This window comes from Bifidobacterium pseudolongum subsp. globosum (assembly GCF_000741295.1).
In the GTDB taxonomy this organism is placed as follows: domain Bacteria; phylum Actinomycetota; class Actinomycetes; order Actinomycetales; family Bifidobacteriaceae; genus Bifidobacterium; species Bifidobacterium globosum.
Genome location: NZ_JGZG01000005.1, coordinates 96,827 through 121,929 on the forward strand (window position 1 = coordinate 96,827; position 25,103 = coordinate 121,929).

Here is a 25,103-nt window from a genome sequence, read left to right on the forward strand (position 1 = left end):
TCCCAACCAAGTACACTCAACCACGCACGGAGACACACCAATGAGCACAAACACACACGAGACCCTGCAGAACACCACCCTGGGTGTGGCCACCCGCGCCATCCACGCCGGCCAGACGCCCGACCCCACCACGGGCGCCGTTGTCACCCCGATCTTCATGACATCCACGTTCAAGCAGGACGGTGTGGGTGAGATGCGCAACGGCTACGACTACAGCCGTTCGGTCAACCCAACACGCACCGCGTTCGACGAGCAGCTCGCGGCCGTCGAAGGCGGCGCATATGCGATGAGCTTCGCCTCCGGGCTCGCGGCGATCGACGTGCTGCTGCGCTCCACCCTGCGTCCCGGCGACAATGTGCTCATCGGCAACGACGTGTACGGCGGCACCTACCGCCTGCTCGCCAAAGTGTTCGTGCCATGGGGCATCGGGCTCGACGTGGTGGACATCACCGACCCGGCCCAGGTGAGCGCCGCGCTCGCTGCCAAGCACTACACATACCTGTGGGTGGAAACGCCATCGAACCCGCTGCTCAACATCACCGACATCGCCGCCACGTCCGCCCTCGCGCACCAGTACGGCACCAAAGTGGTGGTGGACAACACCTTCGCCTCGCCGATCCTGCAGCATCCGCTCGCCGACGGCGCCGACGCCGTGGTCTATTCGACGACGAAGTACATCGGCGGCCACTCCGACGTGGTCGGCGGCGCCGTGGTGGTCAACGACGAAACCATGCGCGACCAGATCGCGTTTGTGCAGAACTCCGCGGGCGCGGTGCCCTCGCCATTCGACGCATGGCTCGACATGCGCGGCTTGAAGACGCTCGAACTGCGCGTGCTGCGCCACAGCGAGAACGCGATGACGATCGCCCACTGGCTTGAAGGCCACAGCGGCGTGGAACGCGTCTGGTACCCGGGCCTCGAATCACACCCGGGCCATGAGATCGCCGCTCGCCAGATGCATGGCGGGTTCGGAGGCATGATCTCGGTGCAGCTGGATGGGGGAGCCGAGGCCGCGCGCCGGTTTGCCGCCTCCACCGAGATCTTCACACTGGCGGAATCGTTGGGCGGCGTGGAATCGCTCATCGAGGTCCCCGCCGCCATGACGCACATGTCGGTCGCCGGCACCACGCTCGAAGTGCCCGCCAACCTGGTGCGCCTCTCGGTCGGCATCGAAGATGTGGACGACCTCATCGGCGACCTTGAGCAGGCCTTCGCCGCGGTGGCCGACTAGTCGAACACCACCGTCGTCAACGAGCGCGCCGGCAGTGCGAGCGTCTGCGACTCCCGGCCGCGCACGTCGATGCGCAGTGCGGCCGGGTCCACGCGCTCATTGCACAGCACCGCGGCGACCGCGCCGTCCGGCGTGGCGAACGCGGCGGCATGCAGCCGTTGCGCCTCACGCAGCTCACTGGTGATGCAGTGCGAGCCGATGGGCACGAATTTGGAGAAGTGGCCGAGCGCGTAATAGTCGGCGTTGCGCGTGCATTCGCCGGTGCGCCGGTCCACCGTCAGCAGGCCGCGGTTGCTCGAATGCGTGTGGTCGTTGCACAGATAGTAGTAATCGGGGCCTCCGCGCGTGTCGAGCGCGATGTTCCACAGCACGGCGGACTGCGCCCAGTTGTTCATCATCGAGATGACGCGCGCGCCCATCGTGACCAACGCGTCGTCCCAGTTGCGTGGCCCCCAGTCGCCGCCGGAGGCTTCGGTGACCCAGATGCCTTTCGTGGGCCAACGGCGGTGGATGTCGCTCATCGTGCGCGCGGCGCCGCCGTAGTAGTGCCATGCCGAGCCGGCCGTGGCGGCGAACGCGCGCGGGTCCATATACAGTTCGCGCACAAAACGCCCGTCGGGGTAGTGGTCGGTGGAGTAGTTGTGGTCCCAGCACATGATGCGCACGTCGCCGAGCCCATGCGCGCGCAGGCATGGCGCCAGGAAGCGCGCGATGAACCGCGCCTGCTGGCTTGGGCTCATCGCCATCGACGGCCAGCGTGACTGCGGGTAGTCGGGTTCGTTCGTGGGCGTGACGCCGAAGACATGCAGGCCGTGGCGCCGGTAGGTCTCGATGAACCGCGCCAGGTATTCGGCGTACACCGGGTAGGCGGCGGGGCGCAGCCAGCCGGTCAGGCGCGTCAACGGGCGTTTGCCGAGCGCGCTGAAGTTCGTCTTCATCCACCACGGCGCGCTCCACGGGCTGACGATGATGTTGAGGTCGGGGGCGGAGGCGGCCGGCCCCATGGATTGCGCGCGCATCGCCTGCGCGGCCTTGACCATCGGCAGGATCGTGTATTCCTCGGGCCTGAAGTCGAGGGTGCGCAGATGCCGGTCGGGGCGCCGTCGCGTGAAGCGGTATGGGCGCGTCACATGGTCGGAGGGGCCCACCGGCTGGCGCAGCATCGAGATGCCGATGCCCTCGGTCACACTGAACAGGTCGCGCAACGCGCGGTGCGGATGGCGCATGGCGTTGTGCCACAGGTAGCTCGTGGCCTGCGTGATCGACGCGCCGAACCCGTCGATGCGCTGGCGGGGGCGCGCCGGGTCGAGAACCAGTGTGGCGGCCGTCTCCGCGCCCGGAGCGACCCGGAGGTCCACCGGGCGCAGCGCCGCCTCAAGCATCGTGTCATGGGCGTTCGCATACGTGGTAAACATGCGCATGGGGCCACTGTAGCGCGCCGGCGCCATGCGCGCGTGCGGATTGCGCCGAGCGCCCAGCTGTGTGCGTGCGGTCAGTCGGAGAACTCGTTGATCGCCGCAAGGAAGCGCGCGCCGTAGCGTTCGAGCTTGTTGGCGCCTACGCCGTTGACCTCGAGGAACTCCTCGCTGGTGTGCGGGCGGCGCTGCGCCATGTCGCGCAACGCCTTGTCGGAAAACACGATGTATGGCGGTTTGCCGATGTCGCGCGCGATCTCCAGACGCAGTGCGCGCAGGCGTTCGAACAGCGCCTCGCCGTCGCCGTCCGGCGTGAACGAGCCGATCGGCCCGCCTGTGCCGCCCTTGCCGTATGCGGCATGCTGCGTGCGCGGGGCCGTGCGCGCCGCTTTGCGCTCCGTCTTCTTGATCTCGTAATGGAACGTGGGGCTAGCGGTCTCTGCGGCGCGCGGGCCGAACTGCACAAGCGGCAGCCGTCCTTCGCCGATATACAGGAACCCATCCGCCACCATCTGGTTGAGCACGTCGCGGATCTGGGCCTCCGACGTGCCTTCGAGCGTGGCGTAGGTGGGCAGCGTGTCGAAGCCGCGGGCCAGCACATCCTGCGCCTTCGAGCCACGCAGCACCGCTACGATCTTGCCCATGCCGAAATGCTGGCTCAGGTCGTGCACGCACATGCTGATCGCGCGTGCGACCGGCGTCACGTCCACGGTGGCGAAGGTGCTTGCGCAGTTCACGCATCCGCCGGTGCAATGGCCCGTGCCTGGGACGTCGTGTTCGCCGAAATAGCGCGTCATGTAGCGGTGCAGGCATTCGGTGGTGCGGCAGTAGCCAATCATGCCGTCGAGCAGTTGGCGTTTGGACCGGCGCACCAGGTCCTGTTCGTCGGCGGTGAGGCGTTCGTTGGGGCCGCCCATGTCGAGCAGCCGGCGCCGCGTGACGATGTCCGATTCGTTCCATAGCAGCGTGCAGCGGCTCGGCTCGCCGTCGCGGCCCGCGCGGCCGGCCTCCTGATAGTACGATTCGATGCTTTCGGGCATGTTGTGGTGGATCACAAAGCGCACATTTGACTTGTCGATGCCCATGCCGAACGCGTTTGTGGCCACCACGACCGGCGTGCGGTCGGTCACGAAGTCACGCTGCGCCTGTTCGCGTGTGGGCGCGGGCATGCCGCCATGGTAGGCCGCCGCCACGTCGCCCGGCGCATTGCCCGCGCCGCGCGCCGCGCGCAATTGCGGCACGAGCGTGTTGAGCGTCTGCGCGAGCGCCTCGGTCTCTTTGCGTGTGGCGCAGTACACGATGCCCGATTCGTCCGCATGTTCGGCCACGTAGTTCGCGATCCAGTTCGCCTTCTCGCGCGTATTGAGTTTGAGCATGTCGAAATACAGGTTCGTGCGGTCGAAGCCGGTCACCAGCACGAGCGGGTCGCGCAGGCCCAGCAGTTGCACGATGTCGCGGCGCACGCGTTCGGTCGCGGTGGCGGTGAACGCGGCCACGGTGGGGCGGTCGGGGAGGGCTGCGATGAATTCGCCGATGCCCAGATACGACGAGCGGAAGTCCTGTCCCCATTGCGAAACGCAGTGCGCCTCGTCCACCGCGATCAACGCGATGTCGGCGCGTGCCGCGAAATTGCGGAAGCGCGGCGTCTCCAGGCGTTCGGGCGCCACATAGAGCAGTTTCACCTTGCCGGCATAGGCGGCGTCGAGCACCTGCTCCTGCTCGTCCATGGTTTGCGTGGTGTTGATGAAAGCAGCGGGGATGCCGATCTCGTTCGCACCGTCCACCTGGTCGCGCATCAAGGAGATGAGCGGGGAGATGACGATTGTGATGCCGTGGAGCAGCAGCGCGGGAATCTGGTAGCACACGGATTTGCCCGAGCCCGTGGGCATGACACCCAGCACGTCGCGGTTGGAGGCGATCGCCTCGATGAGTTCGGCTTGGCCGGGGCGGAACGATTCGTAACCGAAGTGCTCGCGCAACGCCGCCAGCGCGGCCTGCGATCCGTAGTGGGCGGCATCGGGCTGGCTGGCGTGTGCGTGTGCTTCGAATCCTGTCATAGCCGCCCAGTGTACCAACGCCGCCCCATTGGCGGTAGGGGCGGCGTCGGGGCGTGTTTGGGCGTCAGGCGGCCTCCACCGGGAACTCTTCCACAACGCGCATGGCGTCGACGATCATCTGCGGGGTGGCATCCGGCACGGCGGCCAAGAACGTCGAATCCGGCTGTGCGGTGTATTCGGCCACCGTCTGCAGGTTCTCGTCGGTGAACTCGAGGTTCATCTGCTTCCAGGAGTGGGGCAGGCCAACGCTGTCGTAGTACGCGAGCAGCTGGCGCGCTTCGGCTTCCTTGCCCTCGGCCACGAGCTGCACGAGCACGCCGTAGGCCACCTTGTCGCCGTGCATCGTGGCGGCGGAACCCGGCACCTGCGTCAGGCCGTTGTGCAGGGCGTGGGCACCCGACACGCGGGCGCGCTCGCAGCCAAGGCCGCCCACGGTGCCGGCCAGGCCGATGATCGTGTCGATGAGCAGGCGTACCTGCTCGTTGTCGTAGTCACCGGCGCGCAGGGCCTTGAGGGCGTCTTCGCTGTGCTCGAGCAGAATGTCGTGGATCAGGTGCGCGGACTGGTAGGCGAGCTGGTCGAAGGCGCTCAGGTCGTTGGCGCGTTCGAGCACCGGCGCGCACTCGTACCATTTGGCGATCGTGTCGCCGATGCCGCCCACCATTTTCTCGGCGGGCGCGCGCGCGATCAGCGCGGAGTCCACGATCATCGCCACGCTGTTGCGGCCGTGCAGCGGCGAGCCCACATAGCGGTGCTCGTCGTCGTAGTTCACCGAGAACGGCGTGTATGCGGCGCACGCGCAGGCGAGCGTCGGCACCATGATCAGGTCCACGTTCAGCAGTTCGGCCACGTTCTTGGCGGTGTCGGCGAGCTTGCCCGCGCCGATCGCCACGATCGCGTCGGCGTCGAGCGCGCGGGCCTGTTCGGCGAGTTCGCGCGCGTTGCGTTCGCTCGACGATCCGTCGTAGCGCAGCGCCGGCGCGAAGAACTCGCTTGAGCCGGTGTAGTCGAGGAACGGCTGGGCGGACAGTTCGCTGGTGATGATGACGGGGTGGACGTAGTCCTCGAGGTAGCTGGGCACGATCGTGGCCACGCCGGGGGTGCTGATGTAGCGGTTGGGGCCGGGCGGACGTCGGAATCTTGAACATTGGTTGCCATGGGAAAGCTGTCCTTACGACAAAGGGTCAAATGCGAAAGAAGGATCAGGGCCGTGCCACACCAAGGGCCGTGGGTTGTGGCCGGTGTGCGGGGCTCCTCACCGTTGCGCGTGCAACGGTGAGCTTGTGGCCGGGTCGGCAACGTTGGGGCCGATTGTAGGACGACCGTTTGTATTTCGTGCATGCGATGTTCACTTCGAGAGGAAGGGCACCGGGCCGCACGGCCCGCGGTCGGGGCCGCCGGGGACGGCGGAGTAGAGTGGGAAGCCGGCGGAACATGCGCCACGACCACCAGCAAAGGATGAGCCATGACTGAAGAACAGACCAGCAAGCCACGCCCGGAAAGCTTCGAACTCGACCATACCAAGGTCAAGGCCCCGTATGTGCGGTTCATCGACACGCAGACCGGCCCCAACGGCGATGTGATCTCGAACTACGACCTGCGCCTTGTGCAGCCGAACGAGAACGCGATCCCCACCGCGGGCCTGCACACGATCGAACACACGATCGCCGTGCTGCTGCGCGAGCGCATCCCCGGCTACATCGACTGCTCGCCGTTCGGATGCCGCACCGGTTTCCACCTGCTCACGTGGGGCGAGCATTCACCCGAGGACGTGGCGAAGGCGTTGAAGGAATCGCTCGAGTTCATCGCGTATGAGGCCGAGTGGAGCGATGTGCCCGCCACCACCATCGAAAGCTGCGGCAACTACCGCGACCACAGCCTGTTCACCGCCAAGGAATGGGCCAAGGACATCCTGGACAAGGGCATCAGCTCCGACGCCTTCGAACGCAAGGTCGTCTGAGCGCGCCGACGACAATGTACGTATATATGCGTATATATGTATAAATACACAATGGTTTGACCTCCACCCACCATCGTCGAGGAGTTACCGATGCCGAATGCCTCATCGCGCCGCTTCCGCCACGCCACCATGCAGGACTACCCGCAGATGGAGCGCATCTATGCCCATGCCCGCGAGCTCATGGCGCGCAACGGCAACCCGACGCAATGGGGCAACACCTTCCCGCGCCCCGAAGTGGTGCGCGACGACATCGCCAACCACCGCACGATCCTGCTCGTGGACACTGTGGGCGGCCATGAGCGCATCCTCGCGCAATTCGCCGTGTGTCCCGGCCTTGACCCCACCTACGGGTCGATCGAGGGCGCGTGGCTCGACAACGACTCCTACATCACCATCCACCGCATCGCCTCGTCCGGACTGGTGCGCCACGCCGCGCGCGACTGCATCGAATGGACGCTCAAACACTACGGCAACGTGCGCGTGGACACGCACCCCAACAACAAGGCCATGCAGCATGTGCTCGAATCATGCGGTTTCGCCCGTTGCGGACTGATCCAGCTCATCGACCGCGACGAAGATCTCACACGCATCGCCTACCAGCGCCACGAATGGTGAATTTTCGTGCGCCCCACGGCTCCGCCCGCGTATCGCATTCGTCACATGGCTGAGGCACAATATCGCCTATGAGCGCACCCAATGCTGAAAAATGGCCGTTTTCCGGCCCCCAAGGCGAAGCGAACTACCACGCCGCACGCCGCGCCTACCCCGCACAGGCCATCGTGGACCTCGCCGCGATCCGCGACAACATGCGGCATCTGGTGGGTGTCGTCGGTGAATCCAGCGGCACGACCGAAGTCATGGGCGTGGTCAAGGCCGACGCCTACGGGCACGGGCTGGTTCCGGTCGCGCTCGCCGCGCTCGCGGGAGGCGCCACATGGCTTGGCACGGCGCAGGCGCGCGAGGCGCTGCTGCTGCGCGCCGCCGGCATCGGGCCCGACCGCGCGCACATCCTCACATGGGTCAACAATCCGCTGTGCGCGCCGTACGGTGAGCTGATCGCCAACAGCATCGACCTGTCCGTGGCCACGCTGACCGCCGTCGAACGCATCGCCGACGCGGCCCGCGCCACCGGCCTCACCGCCCGCGTGCATGTCAAAGTGGACACCGGCTTCGGGCGCAACGGCTTCACCCTCGAACAACTGCCCGAGGCCATCGCCGCACTGCGCCCGCTCATCGACGAAGGCGTGCTCGACGTGGTGGGGCAGTGGAGCCACCTCGCCGTGGCCGACGCGCCGCAGGACGCCGGATTCGTGCACGAGACCGACATGCAGATCGAACGGTTCGAACGGTTCACGAGCGAACTGCGCGCCGGCGGCATCGACCCACGCGTGCGCCACCTGGCGAACACCGCGGCCACGCTCACGCGCCCGCAGATCCACTACGACCTGGTGCGCCCGGGCATAGCGCTGTACGGGTACGAGGCGGACCCGGCGATGGGCACGCCGGGCGACTTTGGGCTCACCCCGGCCATGACGTTGCAGGCGCAGCTGAGCTCGGTCAAAGACGTGCCCGCAGGCAGCGGCCTGTCGTACGGCCGTGTCTACCTGACCGGCGAGCGCACGTCGGTCGCGATCGTACCGGTCGGGTACGCCGACGGTATCCACCGCTCCGCCTCCGGATTCGACGAGGCGGGCGCGCGCCACGAATACAAACCCGGTGGCCCGCTGCGCGTCGACACCGCGTACGGTCCCAAGCTCATGCGCGTCAGCGGGCGCGTGTGCATGGACCAGTTCATCATCGACCTGCACGGCTCCGCGCGGGAACTCGGCGTGCACATCGGCGACACCGTGCGTTTGTTCGGCCCCGGCGCCGGCGAAGCGGCCGCCGAGCCGACCGCCGACGACTGGGCGCGCGCGGCCGACACAATCAGCTACGAGATCTTCACATGCCTGCGCAACCGCGTGCCGCGCCTGTATCTGCACGCGCGCAGTGTGCTGCCTCCAGAAGACGTGGCGCGCCTCGACCCGCAGTCGCTGCTGTAGGGGAGACCGTGCACGCCAGGCTGTGCGCCAAGGAGTGATGTGCAGTATCGCTATACCGGCACAAGGCATGCGTATGGGCGGAATGCCTTGAGTATGGTGCTGGTTTGCCATTGAGGTCATCTCCGGAGGACAACCGTTTGTAAGTGTCCGGAATCCCTTGGTGGCAGTGGTATTCGCGACTCCTGTGGCATGTCAACTGTCCGGAATCACCTATTTTGTGTGATTTCGCCGTTTGCGTCGCTGTTTTCGCCGTTATCGTCATCAATCCGGCAAAAAAGTGACGGTAACGTCGAAAAGGGTGACACAAACGGCGAAAACAGTGACGCGAACGGCGAAACCACCATGGCCGGCTAGGCACCCTACGCGGTATCGCCTTGGCCTTCCATCGTCGATGAGTGCATCCGCCGAAACCTCATCCACAGCAACCAGCTCAAAGGCATCCTCACCAGCTACCCTGAGAAGAGCCGCATACACACATACTCCGGCAACGGGTACCGGGTGGGCCGCACGGCGCGTAAACTGAATTCCGGTTCATTACGGCATCCAGCTGCGGGTCTCGCCGTTACCCCATTCTTCCGTTTTTCCACCACCCGTTGAAGAGGTGATACCTATGACAGGGCACGAGACGCGCCGTGACTACAGCGCGCACGATGAGGAACGGTGGGCGCCGGAAGACCCCAAATCCGGCGACCGCACCGCGTTCGAACGCGACCGCGCGCGGCTGATCCACTCATCGGCGTTGCGCCGGCTCGGCGCGAAAAGCCAGATTCTCATGGCAGGCACCGACGACTTCGCGCGCACACGCCTGACCCACACGCTCGAAGTGGCGCAGATCGGCAGGCAGATCGCGCAGATGTTCGGCTGCGACCCCGACGTGGTGGATTGCGCGTGCCTGGCGCACGACCTGGGGCACCCGCCGTTCGGGCATAACGGCGAACATGCGCTCGCGCGCCTCGCCGAGCCGATTGGAGGATTCGAAGGCAACGCGCAGACCTTGCGGATTCTGACGCGCCTGGAGCCGAAGGTGTTCTTCCGTGACGGCCGTTCGGCGGGCGTCAACCTGACGCGTGCGTGCCTCGACGCCTCGGTCAAATACCCGTGGGACTACGCGCACGCAGACGACCACCCGAAAGGCGAACGGAGCCGCAAATTCGGCGTATACCCGGACGATGAACCCGTGTTCCGCTGGTTGCGGCAGGGCGCGCCTGGCACGGCGACGCCGATGGAATGCCAAATCATGGATCTGAGCGACGACATCGCTTACAGCGTGCACGACGTGGAGGACGCGATCGCGACCGGCGCATGCGACCCGGCGCAGCTGCGCGACGCGCGCGTGCTCGACGCGGTCGTGGAGCAGATCCTGGCATGGTACGGCAGCCAATGGGACCCGGATGAGCTGCTCGCCGCGTTTGGACGCCTGCAGCGCCGCCACACGTTCCCCGAACGTTTCGATGGCTCTCGGCACGCGTTGGCGCAGCTCAAGAACGTGACGAGCGCACTGATCGGCACCTTCGCGCACAGCGTGGAGAACGCCACGCGCGACGCGTACGGCGCAGGGCCGCTCGTGCGCTACCGTGCGAAGGTGGTGGTACCGCCGCACACGCGTTACGAGATCCTGGCGCTCAAAGGCATCGCGGTGCACTTCCTGATGGAGCCGCGCGAACATTCGCCGTTGCATGGCGAAGAGCAGCGGATCATCACCGATTTGGTCGACGTGCTGATGGCGGACGCGCCGGAGCCGTCGCTCGCACTCGAACCGGTGTTCTGGGAGGATTGGGCGAACGCCGCAAGCGATGGCGAGCGGCTGCGCGTGGCGGTCGACCAGGTGGCGAGCCTGACCGACGGGTCGGCCATGACACTGCACGAACTGCTGTGCTCATAGCGGGCCACGGCGGCTGCTTCCACGGGCGTTGTGCCGTGTGGGGCGCCTGATATGCTGTGCACCATGGCGGGCATGATTCACAAAGAAGACATTGAGAAAGTACGCAACGCGGCCGATTTGCACGAGATCGTCTCCGCCACCGTGGCGTTGAAGTCCTCCGGCATCGGGTCGTATGTGGGCCTGTGCCCGTTCCACGACGAAAAGACCCCGAGCTTCAGCGTGCGCCCGGCGATGGGCGTGTGGCACTGCTTCGGCTGCGGCCGCAGCGGCGACGTGTTCAAATACGTCGAAGAGCAGGAGAACATCGATTTCCGCGAGGCGGTGGAGCTGCTCGCCGACCGCTACCACATCGAGCTGCATTACGACAAGACCGGCAATGCGCCCGAAACCAAAGGCTCCAAGCGCACGCGCCTGCTTGAGGCGAACGAGGAGGCCCAGCGGTTCTTTGTGGCACAGCTGGTGACCGACGAGGCGCTGCCCGCCCGCAAACTGCTCGCCGGCCGTGATTTTTCGCAGGCCGACTGCGCGCGGTTCGGCTGCGGCTACGCGCCGCGCGGATGGGACAATCTGGTGCGCCACTTGGCCAACAAGGGGTTCACGCAGCAGGAGATGCTCGACGCCGGTTTGGCCCGCCAAGGCCAGCGGGGCGTGTACGACTATTTCCGCGGGCGTGTGACGTGGCCGATCCGCGACTCCACTGGCCGCACTTTGGGATTCGGCGCGCGCAAGCTGTATGACGACGACCAGATCAACGCGAAATACATCAATACGCCGGACACGCAGCTCTACCACAAGAACCAGGTGCTCTACGGCATCGACCTAGCCAAGAAGCAGATCGTGGACAAACGCCAGGTGGTGATCGTGGAGGGCTACACCGACGTGATGGCCATGCACTTGGCGGGCGTCGACACCGCGATCGCCACATGCGGCACCGCGTTCGGCGACGAGCACGCCAAGATCGTGCGCCGTCTGATCGCCGACGATTCGCTCGGCGCGGTGCAGTTGCGCGGCCCGCTCAATGTGGAAGGCCAGCAGCTGAGCTCGCGCATCGTCTTCACTTTCGACGGTGACGCGGCCGGTCAGAAGGCCGCGCTGCACGCCTTCGGCCTCGACTCGTCGTTCCTCACGCAGACTTTCGTGGCCGTGGCGCCGGACAACCTCGACCCGTGCGACCTGCGCATCGAACGCGGCAACGACGCGCTGCGCCAGCTCATCGCCAATGCGAAACCGCTGTTCGACTTCGTGATCGACACGGCGATCGACCGCTTCGCCACCGCCTACACCACCGGTCAGATGGGCGCCGTCAAGGCGGTAGCGCCGCTCATCGCGCAGATCCGCGACGAATCATTGTGGGACCTCTACGCGCGCAAGGTGGCGCGGCGCATCGGCGTGGAGCTCGACGTGCTGCGCCACGAGGTGCGCGCGGCGCGCCGGCAGCTGCGTGTGCGCGGCGACGACGCATACGCGCCGAAACGCCGCTACGAACAGAGCGAACGCGAGCAGCGTGCGCCCGCACCCGAACAGGCGCGCCGCATGGAGGCGGCGAACGCGCAACGGCAGTCGTTCTACCGCATCCAGGACCCCGTGTTCATCTGCGAGCAACAGTTCATGGCCACGCTGATCCAGATTCCGCGCGCGATCAACCCCGAGCTGTTCCGCGCGCTGACGGTGCACTGCTTCCAGACGCCCGTGTTCCAGACCCTGTTCCAGGCGGTCGAAGTGGCGGGCGGCCTGCCGGTCGAATCGATCTCGCAAGGGCTGTGGCTGCACAACCTCACCAAGGCCGGCGGTCCCATGCTCTCGTCCGCGATCACCGAACTCGCGGTGATGCCGCTGCCGCTGCTGATGCCGGCCAACGCCACGCACAACGACGAGCACGGCGCTCCGGCCGCGCAGCCGCTGCGCGAGGCGAGCGCCGAAGAGCGGCAGTACGCCAACCAACTGCTCGCCAAACTGCTCGACGTGGGGTACATGCGCCGCATCGACGCCACCAAACACCGCATGGCGCGCACGGCGGACACGCAGGAGCAGATCAGGCTGCTTTCGGTGATCACCGAGACCGAAAAGGAACGCAAGGACCTGCAATCACGGATCTTCGGCGGCAACATCGGCTAGGGTGCGCATTGGGCGAACGGTCGGAAACCAACGGCAATGATTCCAAGAGCTCACGGGGTGCAATGGGCGTGCGCGGTCGGACAGGTGACCACGCCGAACCATTGCAACGGCGGCTTTTCGTGTAGGATGGTACCGTTTTACACATTCTTCCTGGAGGCTGAATGCGGCAACGGGTGCTGACCTTCCTGCGGAGCGAGACCATTCTGATCGTCGCGACGCTTCTGGCAATAATATCCTGTTTCATCGTGTCGCCCGACGGGCAGTATGGCGGCTATGTGCACGTCAGCACGATCTCGCAGCTCGTGTGCCTCATGCTTGTGGTGGTCGGGTTCCAGCGCATCGGCGTGTTCCGCATCATCGGGTCGAGTCTGCTCCACCGCGTGCACACGGCGCGCGGTGTGGTGCTCACGTTCATCGCGCTCACGTTCATCTCGGCCATGTTCATCACGAACGACGTGGCGTTGCTCACCTTCGTGCCGTTCGCGCTCGCCGTGCTGGTGATGGCGCATATGGAAGACAAGGCGATCATCGTGTGCGCGCTCATGACGGTCGCTGCCAACACCGGCAGCATGCTCACGCCGGTCGGCAACGCGCACAACCTGTATTTCAAGGCGCTCACCGGCATGTCCACTGGGCACTTCCTGCGCATCATGGCGCCGTATTCCATTCTTGCGGCCGTGCTGCTCGTCGTCGTCACCTGCGTGGTGTTCCGCGGCCGGCGCATCGCCGAATTCGATGGCATGGACAGCAAGGGGTTCGAACGCGGCGTGCTCGCCCCGGACCCGGCGCGCCACCAGCCCGACGAGATCAAGGTGACCGGTTACGGCGCCGGCTATGGTGGCTGGCGGGCGATCGTGTACACGGGCGTGTTCGTGGTGTGCGTGCTTGCGGTGAGTGACATGGTGCCGCTGTGGGTCATGTGCGTGGTCACGTTCGTGGCGATGGTCGTCTGCGACCGCGGGTCGTTCCGCCATGCCGATTGGGCGCTGCCGCTCACCTTCATCATGTTCTTCGTCTTCATCGGCAACATGAAGCGTGTGCCGGAGTTTGCGGGTATCGCGCAGGCGTTCGTGGGCCAGCATCCGCTCGAAGTCTCCATCATCTCAAGCCAGATCATCAGCAACGTGCCGGCGAGCCTGTTGCTCTCCGGTTTCTGCGACCAGTGGGTGCCGCTGATCATCGGCACCAACATCGGCGGCATGGGCACGCTGATCGCCTCGATGGCCTCGTTGATCACCTACAAGAACTACACGCGCCAATACCCGCGGCAGAAGGGGCGCTACCTTGGCGTGTACACGGCGGTCAGCGTGATGTTCCTGCTGTTGATGTACGGTCTGGCCGTCATCATCGAATAGCCGGCAGCGCCAGCACGCGCGGCCCGTCCTGCGGGGACAGCGCCTTGGCCACGGTGGGCAGTGCCGCCGCAGGGAAGAGCACCGTGCGCGTGTTGCCTCCGGCGGCGAACCCGATATCACCCTGTACTCCGGCGACCGCCTCGTCGATGACCAGGTGGATCGACTGGGCGTGGGGATTGTGGAGCAGGCCGAGCATCGATGCACAGCCCGGGTCGGCGCCGAGCGTCTCGCGCATCGTCTCGGCCGGCGCGAAGCTCAGTCGTGTGGAGCCGAGTGCGCGGGCGAGCCCTTTGAGGTCGAGCCTCGTGTCGCCGAACGCCACCACAAGATACAGGTCGCCATGGGTGTCGCGCAGCAACAGGTTCTTCACGAGGTGCTCGGGCGGCACGCCCATGAGTTCCGCAACGCCGTGATCAATGCCGTCTTGCACGGTGAACAGCGGCGCATGCTCCACCGTGCGACACGGCACGTCGAGGCCCTCGACGAACGCCGCATAATCAGTGTGGCTGTGGTCGTTCGATGCGTCCATACCCGCCATCATAGCCAAGGCCCGGCCCGCCTTGGGTGCGGGCCGGGCCTTGGGCACGGGTGCCTCCAGCCGGACTCGAACCGGCAACCTGCGGATTAGAAGGCCGACGCTCTATCCATTGAGCTATGGAGGCAACGTATAGCTACGCTACTAGGCTCGTTGGACGCGCCGCACCCGGTTCAGCGGCCGTCGCGGCGCGCCTGCCGGCGTTTGAGCTGCGCGTTCATCTTGCGCACATTGCCACGGAACACGAACCCACAGATCGCGCTGATGACGGCGGTGCAGGCAAGCATGGCCACGATGGACCAGACCACGGCGGAAGCGCCATATTGCCGTGGAATCCAGCCCATCCACCATGCCGCCGCCGTGTACAGCAGCGTGCCGGGCACCAGTGCGATCAGCGCCTTGGCCCATGTGGCGAGCCGGTCGTTGGTCCAGACCACCGCAGGCGCACCGTAGCCGATGCCGCACAACAGCACGACGCCGAACTGCTTGACGAGCATCGCGCCCGTCTCACCGCCCATCGCCAGACCGGCCACAGCGGAGAACGCCATGGCGAGGAACGCCGCGATGCCGATGCCTGTGGCCGTGTAGACAGCCATCGTCTTGCCAATGGTGTGATTCATGATGACTCCTTAGATGCAGTGGGGAAGGTGGTGCGCGCCCGTCATGCGCGCCCCATGCCGATCGCCTGTTTGAACGCGCCCAGAAAACGCCGCGAGATCCATTCCACCGACCCGTCGACCATCTGCACGCTGAGCGCGCCGCCGAACCCCGGTTCGATGCGGTCGATCGCGTCGATGTTCACGATCGCGGATTTGCTGATGCGCACGAACCCCTCGCCGAGCGTGGATTCCAATTCGTAGAGCCGGTTGTTCGACCGCAGTTCGCCTTTGGCTGTGATGAGCTGCACGTGACCGCCGTCCATGTGCGCGATGTACACGTCGGCCACCGGCACCACGACGATGCTGCGGCCGCGCGTGCCGACAACGGCGTTGCGCGGGCCCGGCTGCAGTTCCACGACGGTAGAATCGCCGCCGATGCCGGCGAGCGCGTCGACCGCTTGCTGCAGTTCCTCGGTGAGCGCGCGGGCGCTGATGCGCGCGTGGTCGGCCTCAATCGTGGGCCTGATCGACAGTTCGACTCGCACGATTCCTCCTCTCTTGCGGGCTATGCCTCGGCAAGAGCCAATCTACCGCCGTGGCGCGTTGCGACCCGCGCGCGTGCCGGCAAGCGGTCGGTTTGGCGCGGTAAGCGGTAGGGGAGTGCACTTGAAGTGCGGGTATGCGGTTCAGCGCAGCACGCTGCGGATGCGCGCGGTGACCGCTTCGCACGTCAGCCCATATCGGCTGTTGAGTGTGGCGAGCGGCGTGCGGTCGGTGAACGCCTTGTCCGCGCCGAAATTGAGCGTGCGCATGCCCGATCCGGGCATCATGTTCGCGTAGAACGCGGTGATTTTCTCACCCCAGCCACCTTCCAGCTGCGCGTCTTCGAGCGTGACCACAAGCGTGTGGTCGCTCGCGAGCGCGCGCAGAGTGGTCTCGTCGAGCGTGGAGAACTGCAGCGGGTCGATGAGTGTGGCGTGCACAGGGTCGGTGTCGTCGCTCGCGAGCACGTGCACCACATCGCGCGCGAGGGGATAGGCGTTGCCCAAGCCAAGCACCGCCACCGTGTCGCCCGCTTCGGCCACGTGGTAGCCGCACCACGGGTTGTTCGCATCGGTGGCCTGCGGTTCGACCGTGGCGTCGGGGTCGAGGGTGCCGGAGCGCTCGCCGCCCAAGATCTGGTTGCCGGGCACGCGGATCAGCACCGGATGGCTGTTGCGTTCGCTCGTGGACCAAGCGAGCATGTCAAGGAACATCTGCCGTGAGGTGGGCGCCAGACACAGCAGACCGGGGATGTTGCCGAAGAACGGCACGTCGAATGCACCGGAATGGGTGTTGTCGGCGTCGCTCAGGCCGGCGCCGAACGAGAGGAGCGTCACCGGGGTGCCGTTGAGCGCCACCTCCTGCTGCACTTGGTCGAACGTGCGCTGGAAGAACGTGGCGGATGTGGCCACCACGGGCCGGCCGCCGGCTTTGGCGATGCCGGAGGCGAACGCCACCGCGTGCTCTTCGGTGATGCCGGTGTCTACATAATGCGGACCCGCCTGTGCGCGGAACGCGTGGGTGATGCCGTTCGATCCAGGAGTGGCCGGCGAGATGACGATGAGCCCGGGTTCGTGCTCGAAGCGCGCGGCGAGTGCATCCATGGCGAGCGCACCGTAGTATTTGCGTGCGCCGAGCGGGGTGTCTTCCTGCGCGAGCGGGTTCTGCCAATGGTTCTCTTCGCACCGGCCCGCGCGCACGCCATGGCGCGCGTCCTCGGCGTCGAGCCCCAGGCCCTTGGTGGTGTGCACATGCAGCACGACCGGGTGGTCGATGTCTTTGACCTCGCGCAATGCCTCAATCATGGTGTGCACGTCGTTGCCATGCTCCACATAGCGGTAGTCGAGGCCGAACACGGTGAACAGGTTGCGGTCGCTGCGGCCGTGGGACGCGCGCATCTCGGCGAGCGTCGCATACATGCCGCCATGGTTCTCGGCGATCGACATCTCGTTGTCATTGACGATGATGATGAGGTTGCCGCCCTGCTCGGCGGCGTTGTTGAGCCCCTCGAACGCGATGGCCGAGCTGAGCGCGCCGTCGCCGATCACGGCGATCACGTTGCGTGTCTGCGGCACGGCGCCGGTGGTGGCCACCATGTCGCGTTCCTTGGCAAGGCCGCATGCCAGCGAGATGGATGTGCCGGTGTGGCCGAGCACGAAATGGTCGTGTTCGGATTCGGCCGGGTTGGTGAAGCCGGTGACCGAGCCGAACAGTTCGGCGTTGAGGAACGCTTCGGCGCGGCCGGTGAGCATCTTGTGCACGTAGCTTTGGTGCGAGACATCGAAGACGATCTTGTCGAGCGGGGAGTCGAACACCACATGCAGCGCCACGCTTGTCTCCACCAGACCGAGATTGGAACCGATATGGCCGCCCGCCCGCTTGCCGAACTCCACAAGCGTTTCGCGGATCTGTGCGCAACACTCGTCAAGCTGGCGATCGTCAAGCCGTTGCACGTCCGCGGGGGAATGCAGGGTAGCCAAAATGTCGCAGGTCATCGCCTTATCCACGTCCTTCCCGGTTCCCGCGTGGGGTCCTTTGCGTGTCCATATTATAGTGTGATGAGCGATTATGCTCACAAAGGTGTAAAACAAGGGCACCCACACAAGATAGGGGACCATCATGCAAGCCGTATATGCCGCATCCGTCAATGCCTCCGACCCGCTCGCCGCACTCGAAGTCGGCGATGTGCCGCCAATGGAGCTGCCCGCAGGCTGGGCGCGTATCGCCGTGCATGCGACCACGGTGAACCACCACGACATATGGTCGCTCAAGGGCGTGGGGCTTTCCGCCACGCAGACGCCGATGATCCTCGGCACCGACGTGTGCGGTGTGCTGCCCGAAGAGCCGGTGGGGGCCACGGGGCTGCATGCCGGCAGCGAGGTCGTGGCATACACCGTCGTCGGGTCCGACGGCGCCGGCGTGCTGCCGGGCGAACGACGCAGCATCCTGTCGGAACGCTACCCGGGCACGATGGCCACCGCCACACAGGTGCCCGCGGCGAACCTGTTTGCAAAACCGGCCAACCTGAGCGCCGAAGAGGCGGCCGCGCTCGGCACTAGTTGGCTCACGGCTTACTCGATGCTGTTCTCGCGAGAGCGCGGCGCACAGGTGCAGCCCGGCGACAGTGTGCTGATCCAAGGCGCCGGCGGCGGTGTTTCCACCGCGGCGACGATGCTGGCGCGCGCCGCGGGCCTCGAGGTGTTCGTCACCTCGCGCAGCGCCGCCAAACGCGGCCGCGCGGCCGCACTGGGCGCGCACGCCACGTTCGAACCCGGCGTGCGTCTACCGCACAAAGTGGACGCCGTGCTCGACTCGGTCGGCTCGGGTACATGGAGCCATTCGATCAAATCGGTGCGTCCCGGCGGCACCGTCGTCACATGCGGCGCCACAAGCGGCGACCAGCCGGGCGCGGAGCTCACGCGTGTGTTCTTCCAGGACATCCGCATCCAAGGCAACACGATGGGCTCACGTGAGGACTTCGCACGCCTGCTGCGCTTCGTGGAACACGCCGACCTGCATCCGCCGATCGACGCCGTATACGCCGCGGCCGACGCACGTGCCGCCTTCGGACGCGTGATCGCCGGCGACGTGTTCGGCAAGGTGGCGCTCACCTTCGCCTGACGCCGCGCCAATATCTGAGATGGGCCGCCATGCGTGCCCGTCTGCGCCCGCCGCGTGGCGTACAGTAGTGGCGTACACACCACACCTTCTCGCGTAAGGAAGCAAATGACAGCCAGTACTCCGCAAGTGGCCGTGATCATGGGATCGGCCAGCGATTGGGACACGATGAAGCACGCATGCGCCATGCTCGACCAGTTCACGGTGCCGTACATGAAGCAGGTCATCTCGGCGCACCGCACCCCGGAGCTCATGGGCGAATTCGCGCACAACGCGCGCGCCAACGGCATCAAGGTCATCATCGCCGGCGCCGGCGGGGCCGCGCACCTGCCCGGCATGGTCGCCGCGCAGACCACGCTGCCCGTCATCGGCGTGCCGGTGCAGTCCCATGCGCTGTCGGGCTGGGATTCGCTGCTGTCGATTGTGCAGATGCCTGGTGGCATTCCCGTGGCCACCACGGCGATCGGCAAATCCGGCGCCACGAACGCGGGCCTGCTCGCCATCAGCATGCTGAGCATGACCGACGAGCGCCTCGCGAACGAATTGCAGGAGTACCGCGACGACCTCAAGCAGAAGGTGGATGAATCCAATGCCAAGCTTGTCTGACGAAACCAACGGCGCGCTCGCCGCCCTCGAGCCGGGCATGACAATCGGCATTGTGGGCGGCGGCCAGCTCGGCCGCATGATGGCGCTGAGCGCCAAATACATGGGGTTCCGCGTGGGCGTGCTCGACCCGACCGACGATTGCCCCACCGCGCAGGTGGCAGACTTCCAGATCGTGGCAGACTACGACGACACCGCGGCGATCCGCGCGCTCGCCGACCACAGCGACGTGTTGACGTATGAATTCGAGAATGTCGACGCCGACGCGCTCGATGCAGTGCGCGACCGTGTGGCGATCCCCCAGGGCACCGACCTGTTGCGCGTGACGCAGAACCGCATCGCCGAAAAGACGTTCATCAACGACCATGGCATCGGCACCGCGCCATGGCGCGCCGTGCAGTCGCGCGATGAGCTCGACTCGGCGCTCGCCGAGATCGGCTACCCGGCCGTGCTCAAGACGAGCGAAGGCGGCTATGACGGCCACGGGCAGATCGTGCTGCACAGCGAGGACGACCTTGCGCAGGTGTGGGCCGCCGACGAATTCCCGCAGGCGATTCTCGAGGGGTTCGTCGATTTCGCGTACGAGGCGTCGATCCTAGTGTCGGGCGACGGCGAGCATTACGTCACGTTCCCGGTGGTGCGCAACATTCACCGCAACAACATCCTGCACATGACGCTCGCGCCGGCCGAGGTCGGCACGGCGCTCGAGGAATCCGCACGCGCGCTCGCCATCGAGCTGGCGCGCGGGTTCAGGCTCGCCGGCACGCTCGCAATCGAGCTGTTCGTGACAAACGACGGCGGCGTGCTGGTGAACGAACTGGCGCCGCGCCCGCACAATTCGGGCCACTACACGATCGAGGCGTGCTCGTCCGACCAGTTCGACACGCATATCCGCGGCATCGCCGGCTGGCCGCTTGAGCAGCCGCGCCTGCTGAGCCCGGCCGTCATGGTCAATGTGCTCGGGCAGCATGTGGCGCCCACGCGCGCCGCACGCGCCAACCACCCCGAGTGGCATATGCACGATTACGGCAAGGCGCAGGTCAAACACAACCGTAAGATGGGGCACATCACCGTGCTGACCGACGACCCCGCACGCACGGCGGCCGACCTTGAGGCCACCGGCTGCTGGAGCGGCGAAAGCGGTCAGTAGCGGCGCCGACACAACGGAAAGGAGCACCGTGGCCGCACAGAGTGGGCGCAACACACGACAGAAAGACGTCATCCGTGAGGCGTTGGGGGCGTGCGACGTGTTCATTTCGGCGCAAGCGCTTCACCAACGGCTTGTGGACGGTGGCGAGCATATCTCACTCGCCACCGTCTACCGCCGTCTCAATGCGATGGCCGACAGCGGTCAGGCGGACACCGTACGTATGAACGGCCAGCAGATGTTCCGCCTATGCGGCGATGAACGCCACCACCACCATCTGGTCTGCGTCGCGTGCGGCAGGACCGTGCAAATCGACCCGCCGAGCGAGACGTGGCTGCGTTCGATCGCCGAGGAGCACGGGTTCACGGTCGAATCGCACACACTCGAGGTGTTCGGGCTGTGCGCGCAGTGCCGCGCCGCCCGCGCTCAGTCGGACGGCGTGGACGCAGTCGACGACGCGGATGCCGGCGCAGCGGTCGATGCGGAGGCGTCGTCCTTCGGCTTGAACGACGAAAGCATGCCGAGCGCCTCGCGGAACGTGAGCGATGGTAGGTAGCGCGGATGATCGCGATCGCCAGGTTCGGCAGCAACGCCGAATCGCGGTAGCAGATGTACACCGGCCGTTGGATCGGCTGGAACTTGAGCTTGAACCGGTACAGCGACTTGAACCCGTACGCCGGCTCCAGCAGGTCGGCCACAAGTGCGAGCGAATGCTGCAGCACCGTGGTGCCGTCGATGTTCGACGTGTCGTCGCTCGTGGCGTCCGACGAATGCTGCAGGCCGCTGAGTGGCGCCGCCGATAGGCTGACGAACCGCACCTGCTCGTCCGGGTGCGCTTCCCCCCAATCGTGCATGCGCTGGGCCATACGCGCGATGAGGAACTCCATGATGCCGTTGTAGCTGCCATGGTTGTAGCGCATGAAGTCGAGCGTCCAACCGATCACATGGCCGCCGCGCCACGTGGGCAGCCAACTCGTGACGGCCTGCACCACACCGTCGCCGTCGATCGCGTAGAGGATCTTGACACGGGGGTCCTTCAATTCCTCCACGCCGCCGAGCGTGAACTTCATCTCAGGCAGCGCCTTGCCCTGCGACCACTGTTCGGAAATGCCCTCGATCTGCGACTGCACGTCAGCCGGCGCCTCGTCGAACGTGGTCATCACATCGACGATGCCTTCGCGCTTCGCCTTGTTGATGGCGGTGCGCACATCCTGCCACTTCTTGCCGGTCGTCTTCCACGCCTGCGGGTCGATGAGCATCTCTTCGCCCACCATGATCGAATGCCAGCCCTGCTCCTGCAGGTAGTCCTTCTGCTCTTCATGCACCGCGTAGAACACCGGCGCCCACGTATGGTCGCTGCAGAAGCGCGAGAAATCGTCCAGATCGCTGAACCATCCTTCCGGGTCGCCGAACGGGCCGGTCGTGGTGAGCGCGATGTGGTTGAGCACACGGTAGGCCACCGCTGAACGGCCGGTTGGGGAAAGCCAGTATTCGTTGCCTTCCCACGTGGCCATGAAACTCATCGATTCGCCGCCATGCTCCACAAGCGTCTCGGCCTGTTCGTGCGCCGCGTGGTCGTAGTCGATCGACGAGTGCAGCCATGCGAGCGAGACCACGAGCAATACGAGCCAGAACACCATGCCCACCCCTTGGTAGATCACCGAGGCGAGCGCCGTGGCCGGCGCGAAGGTCAGTGAGGTGGCCGCAAGATAGCCCGCCGGCAGCAGACGCGCCGGCAGGTCCTCGAACAGCATGCGCGCGTCAGGGTGCGGCACGAAGTCCTGCGCGTGCGTGAAGCCGAACACCAGATAGACGGTCAGGCACACGAGCAGCGTCACAATGAGCACCGTGACGCTCAAGCTCAGCGTGCGGCGGTGGGTGCGCACCGAGAAATTGCGCAACGCCACGCCGAGGGCAATCGCGTAGATCAGCGGCACGAGCACACTGACCGCGCATGTGAGCAGCGTGCCCGGCGGCAGCGCAGCCGACGCATTGCCATCGACCGGTGTGAAGAAACTGCGGATCGGCACGATTAGGTAATAGACCACGGCGGTGAGCGCGGTCAGCGCATAGAAGACAATGTTCGCCACCGCGGCGGCGCGCCTGCCCAACATGACGCCCCAGGCGAGCGTGAGCATGACGAGGACGCACAGCACCGACCGCACCACGTCGCCGGGGAACAGGCCCGCGGTGAACGAGTTCTGCTGGAAGCAGCCGAGTGAGGCCCCGCCGTTGAGGCATGCCGCGAGGCGGCTGGAATGCGCCGACCCCGGGCCCATGATCCACGCGAGCGAGGTGAGCGGGCCGGCATGGATGCGCGAAGTGGCGGTGACGACCGGCCCGAGTGCGAGCACAAAGCCGATCGCACCCAAGATGCGCCTTTTTTCGCGCGACGAACTGTACTGCCAATGCCACCGTTCGGATTCATGCGGGCGCCCGGCGATCGCCGTGCCGATTAGCTGGCCGGCCACGGCGGCGATGAGCGTGCAGTAGTCGCCGGGATTGCCTCCGTACAGGATCACCACGAGCACGGCGGTGTAGCCGATGAGGCGCACGCGGTGGCACCACAGCGCGTAAGAGAACGCGGTGGAGGCCATCAGCGCGCCTGTCACCAGTGTCACCGGGCTCAACGAGAACACGATCTGCGAGGTCAGCGCGCGGTCGCCGAACAGGGTGCTGATGCCCGCGCACAACAGCAGGCCGCCGCCGATGCCAATGATCGCGCTGCCCAACGAGACGAGCGTTGTGCGCATGGCGCCCATGCGCGGCTCGGCCACACACAGTACGCATAGGATGAGCACCGCCTCGACGATGAGCTGGAGCACCCCGCGCGTCAACACGAGCGAGGGGAGCAGGCGCGCCAGGTCGAACGCCCCCAGCGTGGTGCTCAGCTCGGCATAGGGCAGGCTCTTGTGCTGTACCGCGTAGAACAGCCACCAGCACAGGTTGATGGCCACGAACCCGGCGGTGACCCAGAGCGCGAACCGCTGCTCATGCACCCATTGGCGCAGGTCGGCGAGCAGCTGCGCGCCGACGCCGCTGCCGGCACGGCGTTGTGGCCGTGCCTTGGATGATTGGTTGGCATTCACTGGAGTACCTCAACTTTCTGTGCGTGGTCGTGTGCATAGTCTTCGAATGCAGCGGGCGTGGTGCTCAGACCCATGCGATCGCACAGCCAGGGGAGCGCCACCGCGAACGTGGCGTTGACGGCGCGCCAATCATGCCCGCTGCCGGTGGCCTTGACCATGTGCACGGTCCAGCACGCCTCGCGCGCCGCCTCGCCGATCGTGACCACATTGGCCAACGACGTGTGATCACGCGCACCCGCGCCGAGGACCATGACCTGGCGTGACGGCGCGTGCGCCTTGATCGCGTTCACTGGCACCTGCCTGTCGTATGCGGCTTCGTCACCACCGAAGTAGTCGCTGATCATTGATTGTCTGCTGCCGGCGGTGGGGGCGAGTTCGCCGTCCACCGCGAGCACGTTGCCGTAGACCGCAGGGAAGTTCGGCGCCAGCTGTGTGGAGCATGTGGCGCCTTGCGAGAATCCGCCGATCACCCAGTCGGTCGCATCGCCGCTCACCGGCAGGGTGGCTCGGATCCAATCGGGCACATCCTGGGTCAGATAGGTCTGCGCCTTGCCCACTTTGGTGGTGTCGGCGCACAGGCTGTTGGTCATCATGCCTGTGTTCTGGTCCGGCGAGACCACAATCGGCGCCAACCCGTTGTGCTCACGTGCATATCGCGTCAGTACTGCGACCGCATTGCTCGCGCCGAAGAAGCGCGAGGGGCTGCCGGGTTGACCCGAAAGCATGACGAGCACGGGCAGCACGGGCGGATGGGCCGCGAGCGCCGCCGGCGGCAGCCAGACGACGGCGTGGCGCGCCCGGAACCCCGAGCGCGTGGCGGGAATCGTGGCGTTGAACAGCTTGCCTTCCGTCTCCGGGCGCACCGATCCGGAGCGCACCTGGGCGTTCCATTGCGCCACGCTGACCGTGGCGCGTGAGACATGCGCCGACTCGAGCGGCGGATACGGGGAGTAATCCACAAGACTGCCCACGGTCTGGAATTCACCGTAGATCGCGTTGATGCGCAATCCCGCACCGAGCACAGTGAGTGGCACCATGGCGATCGCGAGCACGCGCTTCCACCCGCGCGTCATCACCGCGGCGGCGATGAACGCGCCGGCCAGAAAGAACCCGCTGGCTGCGGCCCCGATCACCTCCCAGCCGAGCTCCACACCGAACAGCACAATGCCGTCGGAGATGAACCACGTGATGGCGCCGCCCGCACACGCGCAGACGAGCGCGGCCACCGCCTGTTTGACCACGTTGCGGCGCTTGCCGGCGGCGATCTGCGCGGCGGCGAGCACCACAAGCCCCACACCGAGCATCGCCCACACGGCATAGGGGAGCCACCCGTGGGTGATACGGGTCTGGTATACCGCGTCCCAGCCTGTGGCCTGCACCGTGTTCGCTCCTGCCTTCTTCCCTGCATGCACT

At 66.0% G+C, this 25,103-nt stretch carries 18 protein-coding genes, 1 tRNA gene and 2 pseudogenes; 11 read left to right on the forward strand and 10 right to left on the reverse strand.

What is annotated here, in order from left to right; all coding sequences use genetic code 11:
- Positions 1-40: 40 nt before the first annotated feature.
- The gene (locus tag BPSG_RS02615; protein WP_026643419.1) at positions 41-1,231 is read left to right on the forward strand and encodes a cystathionine gamma-synthase; all 1,191 of its coding nucleotides are present in this window, start codon (positions 41-43) and stop codon (positions 1,229-1,231) included.
- Here the strand turns inward: BPSG_RS02615 and BPSG_RS02620 are convergent.
- From BPSG_RS02620 to BPSG_RS02630, 3 genes are all read right to left on the reverse strand, one after another.
- The gene (locus BPSG_RS02620) at positions 1,228-2,652 is read right to left on the reverse strand and encodes a glycoside hydrolase family 30 protein (RefSeq protein ID WP_033502126.1); all 1,425 of its coding nucleotides are present in this window, start codon (positions 2,650-2,652) and stop codon (positions 1,228-1,230) included. The genes BPSG_RS02615 and BPSG_RS02620 overlap by 4 nt on opposite strands.
- A 71-nt stretch (positions 2,653-2,723) precedes the next feature.
- A complete protein-coding gene (recQ, locus tag BPSG_RS02625) occupies positions 2,724-4,703 on the reverse strand; it encodes a DNA helicase RecQ (RefSeq protein WP_080699200.1) in 1,980 nt (659 codons plus the stop codon).
- 64 nt (positions 4,704-4,767) lie between these two features.
- Positions 4,768-5,796: an iron-containing alcohol dehydrogenase family protein gene (locus BPSG_RS02630; RefSeq protein WP_034878983.1), complete on the reverse strand. Its 1,029-nt coding sequence runs from the start codon at positions 5,794-5,796 to the stop codon at positions 4,768-4,770.
- A 372-nt stretch (positions 5,797-6,168) separates the two neighbouring features.
- On the opposite strand from BPSG_RS02630, the gene BPSG_RS02635 reads away from it, so the two are divergent.
- From BPSG_RS02635 to BPSG_RS02660, 6 genes are all read left to right on the forward strand, one after another.
- Positions 6,169-6,663, forward strand: coding sequence for an S-ribosylhomocysteine lyase (locus tag BPSG_RS02635; RefSeq protein ID WP_026643414.1), 495 nt, complete (start codon positions 6,169-6,171; stop codon positions 6,661-6,663).
- A 90-nt stretch (positions 6,664-6,753) separates the two neighbouring features.
- A complete protein-coding gene (locus BPSG_RS02640) occupies positions 6,754-7,278 on the forward strand; it encodes a GNAT family N-acetyltransferase (protein WP_026643413.1) in 525 nt (174 codons plus the stop codon).
- 68 nt (positions 7,279-7,346) lie between these two features.
- The gene (gene alr / locus BPSG_RS02645; protein WP_026643412.1) at positions 7,347-8,705 is read left to right on the forward strand and encodes an alanine racemase; all 1,359 of its coding nucleotides are present in this window, start codon (positions 7,347-7,349) and stop codon (positions 8,703-8,705) included.
- Positions 8,706-9,315: 610 nt separating this feature from the next.
- On the forward strand, positions 9,316-10,587 hold the full coding sequence (locus BPSG_RS02650; protein WP_026643411.1) for a deoxyguanosinetriphosphate triphosphohydrolase: 1,272 nt from the start codon (positions 9,316-9,318) through the stop codon (positions 10,585-10,587).
- Between the two features lie 63 nt (positions 10,588-10,650).
- Complete coding sequence (dnaG, locus tag BPSG_RS02655; protein WP_026643410.1) at positions 10,651-12,702, forward strand: DNA primase; 2,052 nt, start codon at positions 10,651-10,653, stop codon at positions 12,700-12,702.
- A gap of 161 nt (positions 12,703-12,863) precedes the next feature.
- Entirely contained in the window at positions 12,864-14,057 is a 1,194-nt protein-coding gene (locus tag BPSG_RS02660; protein WP_026643409.1) for an SLC13 family permease, read from the forward strand.
- On the opposite strand, the gene BPSG_RS02665 is transcribed toward BPSG_RS02660, so the two are convergent.
- The 5 genes from BPSG_RS02665 to BPSG_RS02685 form a co-directional block, all read right to left on the reverse strand.
- Complete coding sequence (locus BPSG_RS02665) at positions 14,047-14,586, reverse strand: YbaK/EbsC family protein (protein ID WP_051591967.1); 540 nt, start codon at positions 14,584-14,586, stop codon at positions 14,047-14,049. The two genes, BPSG_RS02660 and BPSG_RS02665, sit on opposite strands and share 11 nt — an antisense overlap.
- A gap of 60 nt (positions 14,587-14,646) precedes the next feature.
- Positions 14,647-14,719, reverse strand: a tRNA-Arg gene (locus BPSG_RS02670).
- A 46-nt stretch (positions 14,720-14,765) separates the two neighbouring features.
- Positions 14,766-15,212: a DUF3021 family protein gene (locus tag BPSG_RS02675; protein WP_026643408.1), complete on the reverse strand. Its 447-nt coding sequence runs from the start codon at positions 15,210-15,212 to the stop codon at positions 14,766-14,768.
- A gap of 41 nt (positions 15,213-15,253) precedes the next feature.
- Positions 15,254-15,736 (reverse strand): LytTR family DNA-binding domain-containing protein, encoded by a 483-nt coding sequence (locus tag BPSG_RS08280; protein WP_051591966.1) that lies wholly within the window; start codon positions 15,734-15,736, stop codon positions 15,254-15,256.
- A gap of 141 nt (positions 15,737-15,877) precedes the next feature.
- Positions 15,878-17,728 (reverse strand): 1-deoxy-D-xylulose-5-phosphate synthase, encoded by a 1,851-nt coding sequence (locus tag BPSG_RS02685; RefSeq protein WP_026643407.1) that lies wholly within the window; start codon positions 17,726-17,728, stop codon positions 15,878-15,880.
- Positions 17,729-17,852: 124 nt separating this feature from the next.
- Between BPSG_RS02685 and BPSG_RS02690 the strand changes: the two genes are divergently transcribed.
- From BPSG_RS02690 to BPSG_RS08810, 4 genes and pseudogenes are all read left to right on the forward strand, one after another.
- On the forward strand, positions 17,853-18,854 hold the full coding sequence (locus BPSG_RS02690; RefSeq protein WP_026643406.1) for a zinc-binding dehydrogenase: 1,002 nt from the start codon (positions 17,853-17,855) through the stop codon (positions 18,852-18,854).
- Positions 18,855-18,959: 105 nt separating this feature from the next.
- Positions 18,960-19,457, forward strand: a complete 498-nt coding sequence (purE, locus tag BPSG_RS02695) for a 5-(carboxyamino)imidazole ribonucleotide mutase (RefSeq protein ID WP_022857801.1) — start codon at positions 18,960-18,962, stop codon at positions 19,455-19,457.
- Positions 19,441-20,604 carry a 5-(carboxyamino)imidazole ribonucleotide synthase gene (gene purK, locus BPSG_RS02700; RefSeq protein ID WP_026643404.1) on the forward strand — a complete coding sequence of 388 codons (1,164 nt, stop codon included), beginning with the start codon at positions 19,441-19,443 and terminating at the stop codon, positions 20,602-20,604. Before purE ends, purK begins: the two co-directional genes overlap by 17 nt.
- Positions 20,605-20,632: 28 nt before the next feature.
- A pseudogene (locus tag BPSG_RS08810) lies at positions 20,633-21,025 on the forward strand (Fur family transcriptional regulator); the annotation flags it as partial.
- 2 nt (positions 21,026-21,027) lie between these two features.
- On the opposite strand, the pseudogene BPSG_RS08915 reads toward BPSG_RS08810, so the two are convergent.
- Together BPSG_RS08915 and BPSG_RS02715 are read right to left on the reverse strand one after the other, a co-directional pair.
- A pseudogene (locus BPSG_RS08915) lies at positions 21,028-23,624 on the reverse strand (bifunctional lysylphosphatidylglycerol flippase/synthetase MprF).
- 62 nt (positions 23,625-23,686) lie between these two features.
- Complete coding sequence (locus BPSG_RS02715; protein ID WP_236822934.1) at positions 23,687-25,102, reverse strand: alpha/beta hydrolase; 1,416 nt, start codon at positions 25,100-25,102, stop codon at positions 23,687-23,689.
- Between the last annotated feature and the right edge of the window lies 1 nt (position 25,103).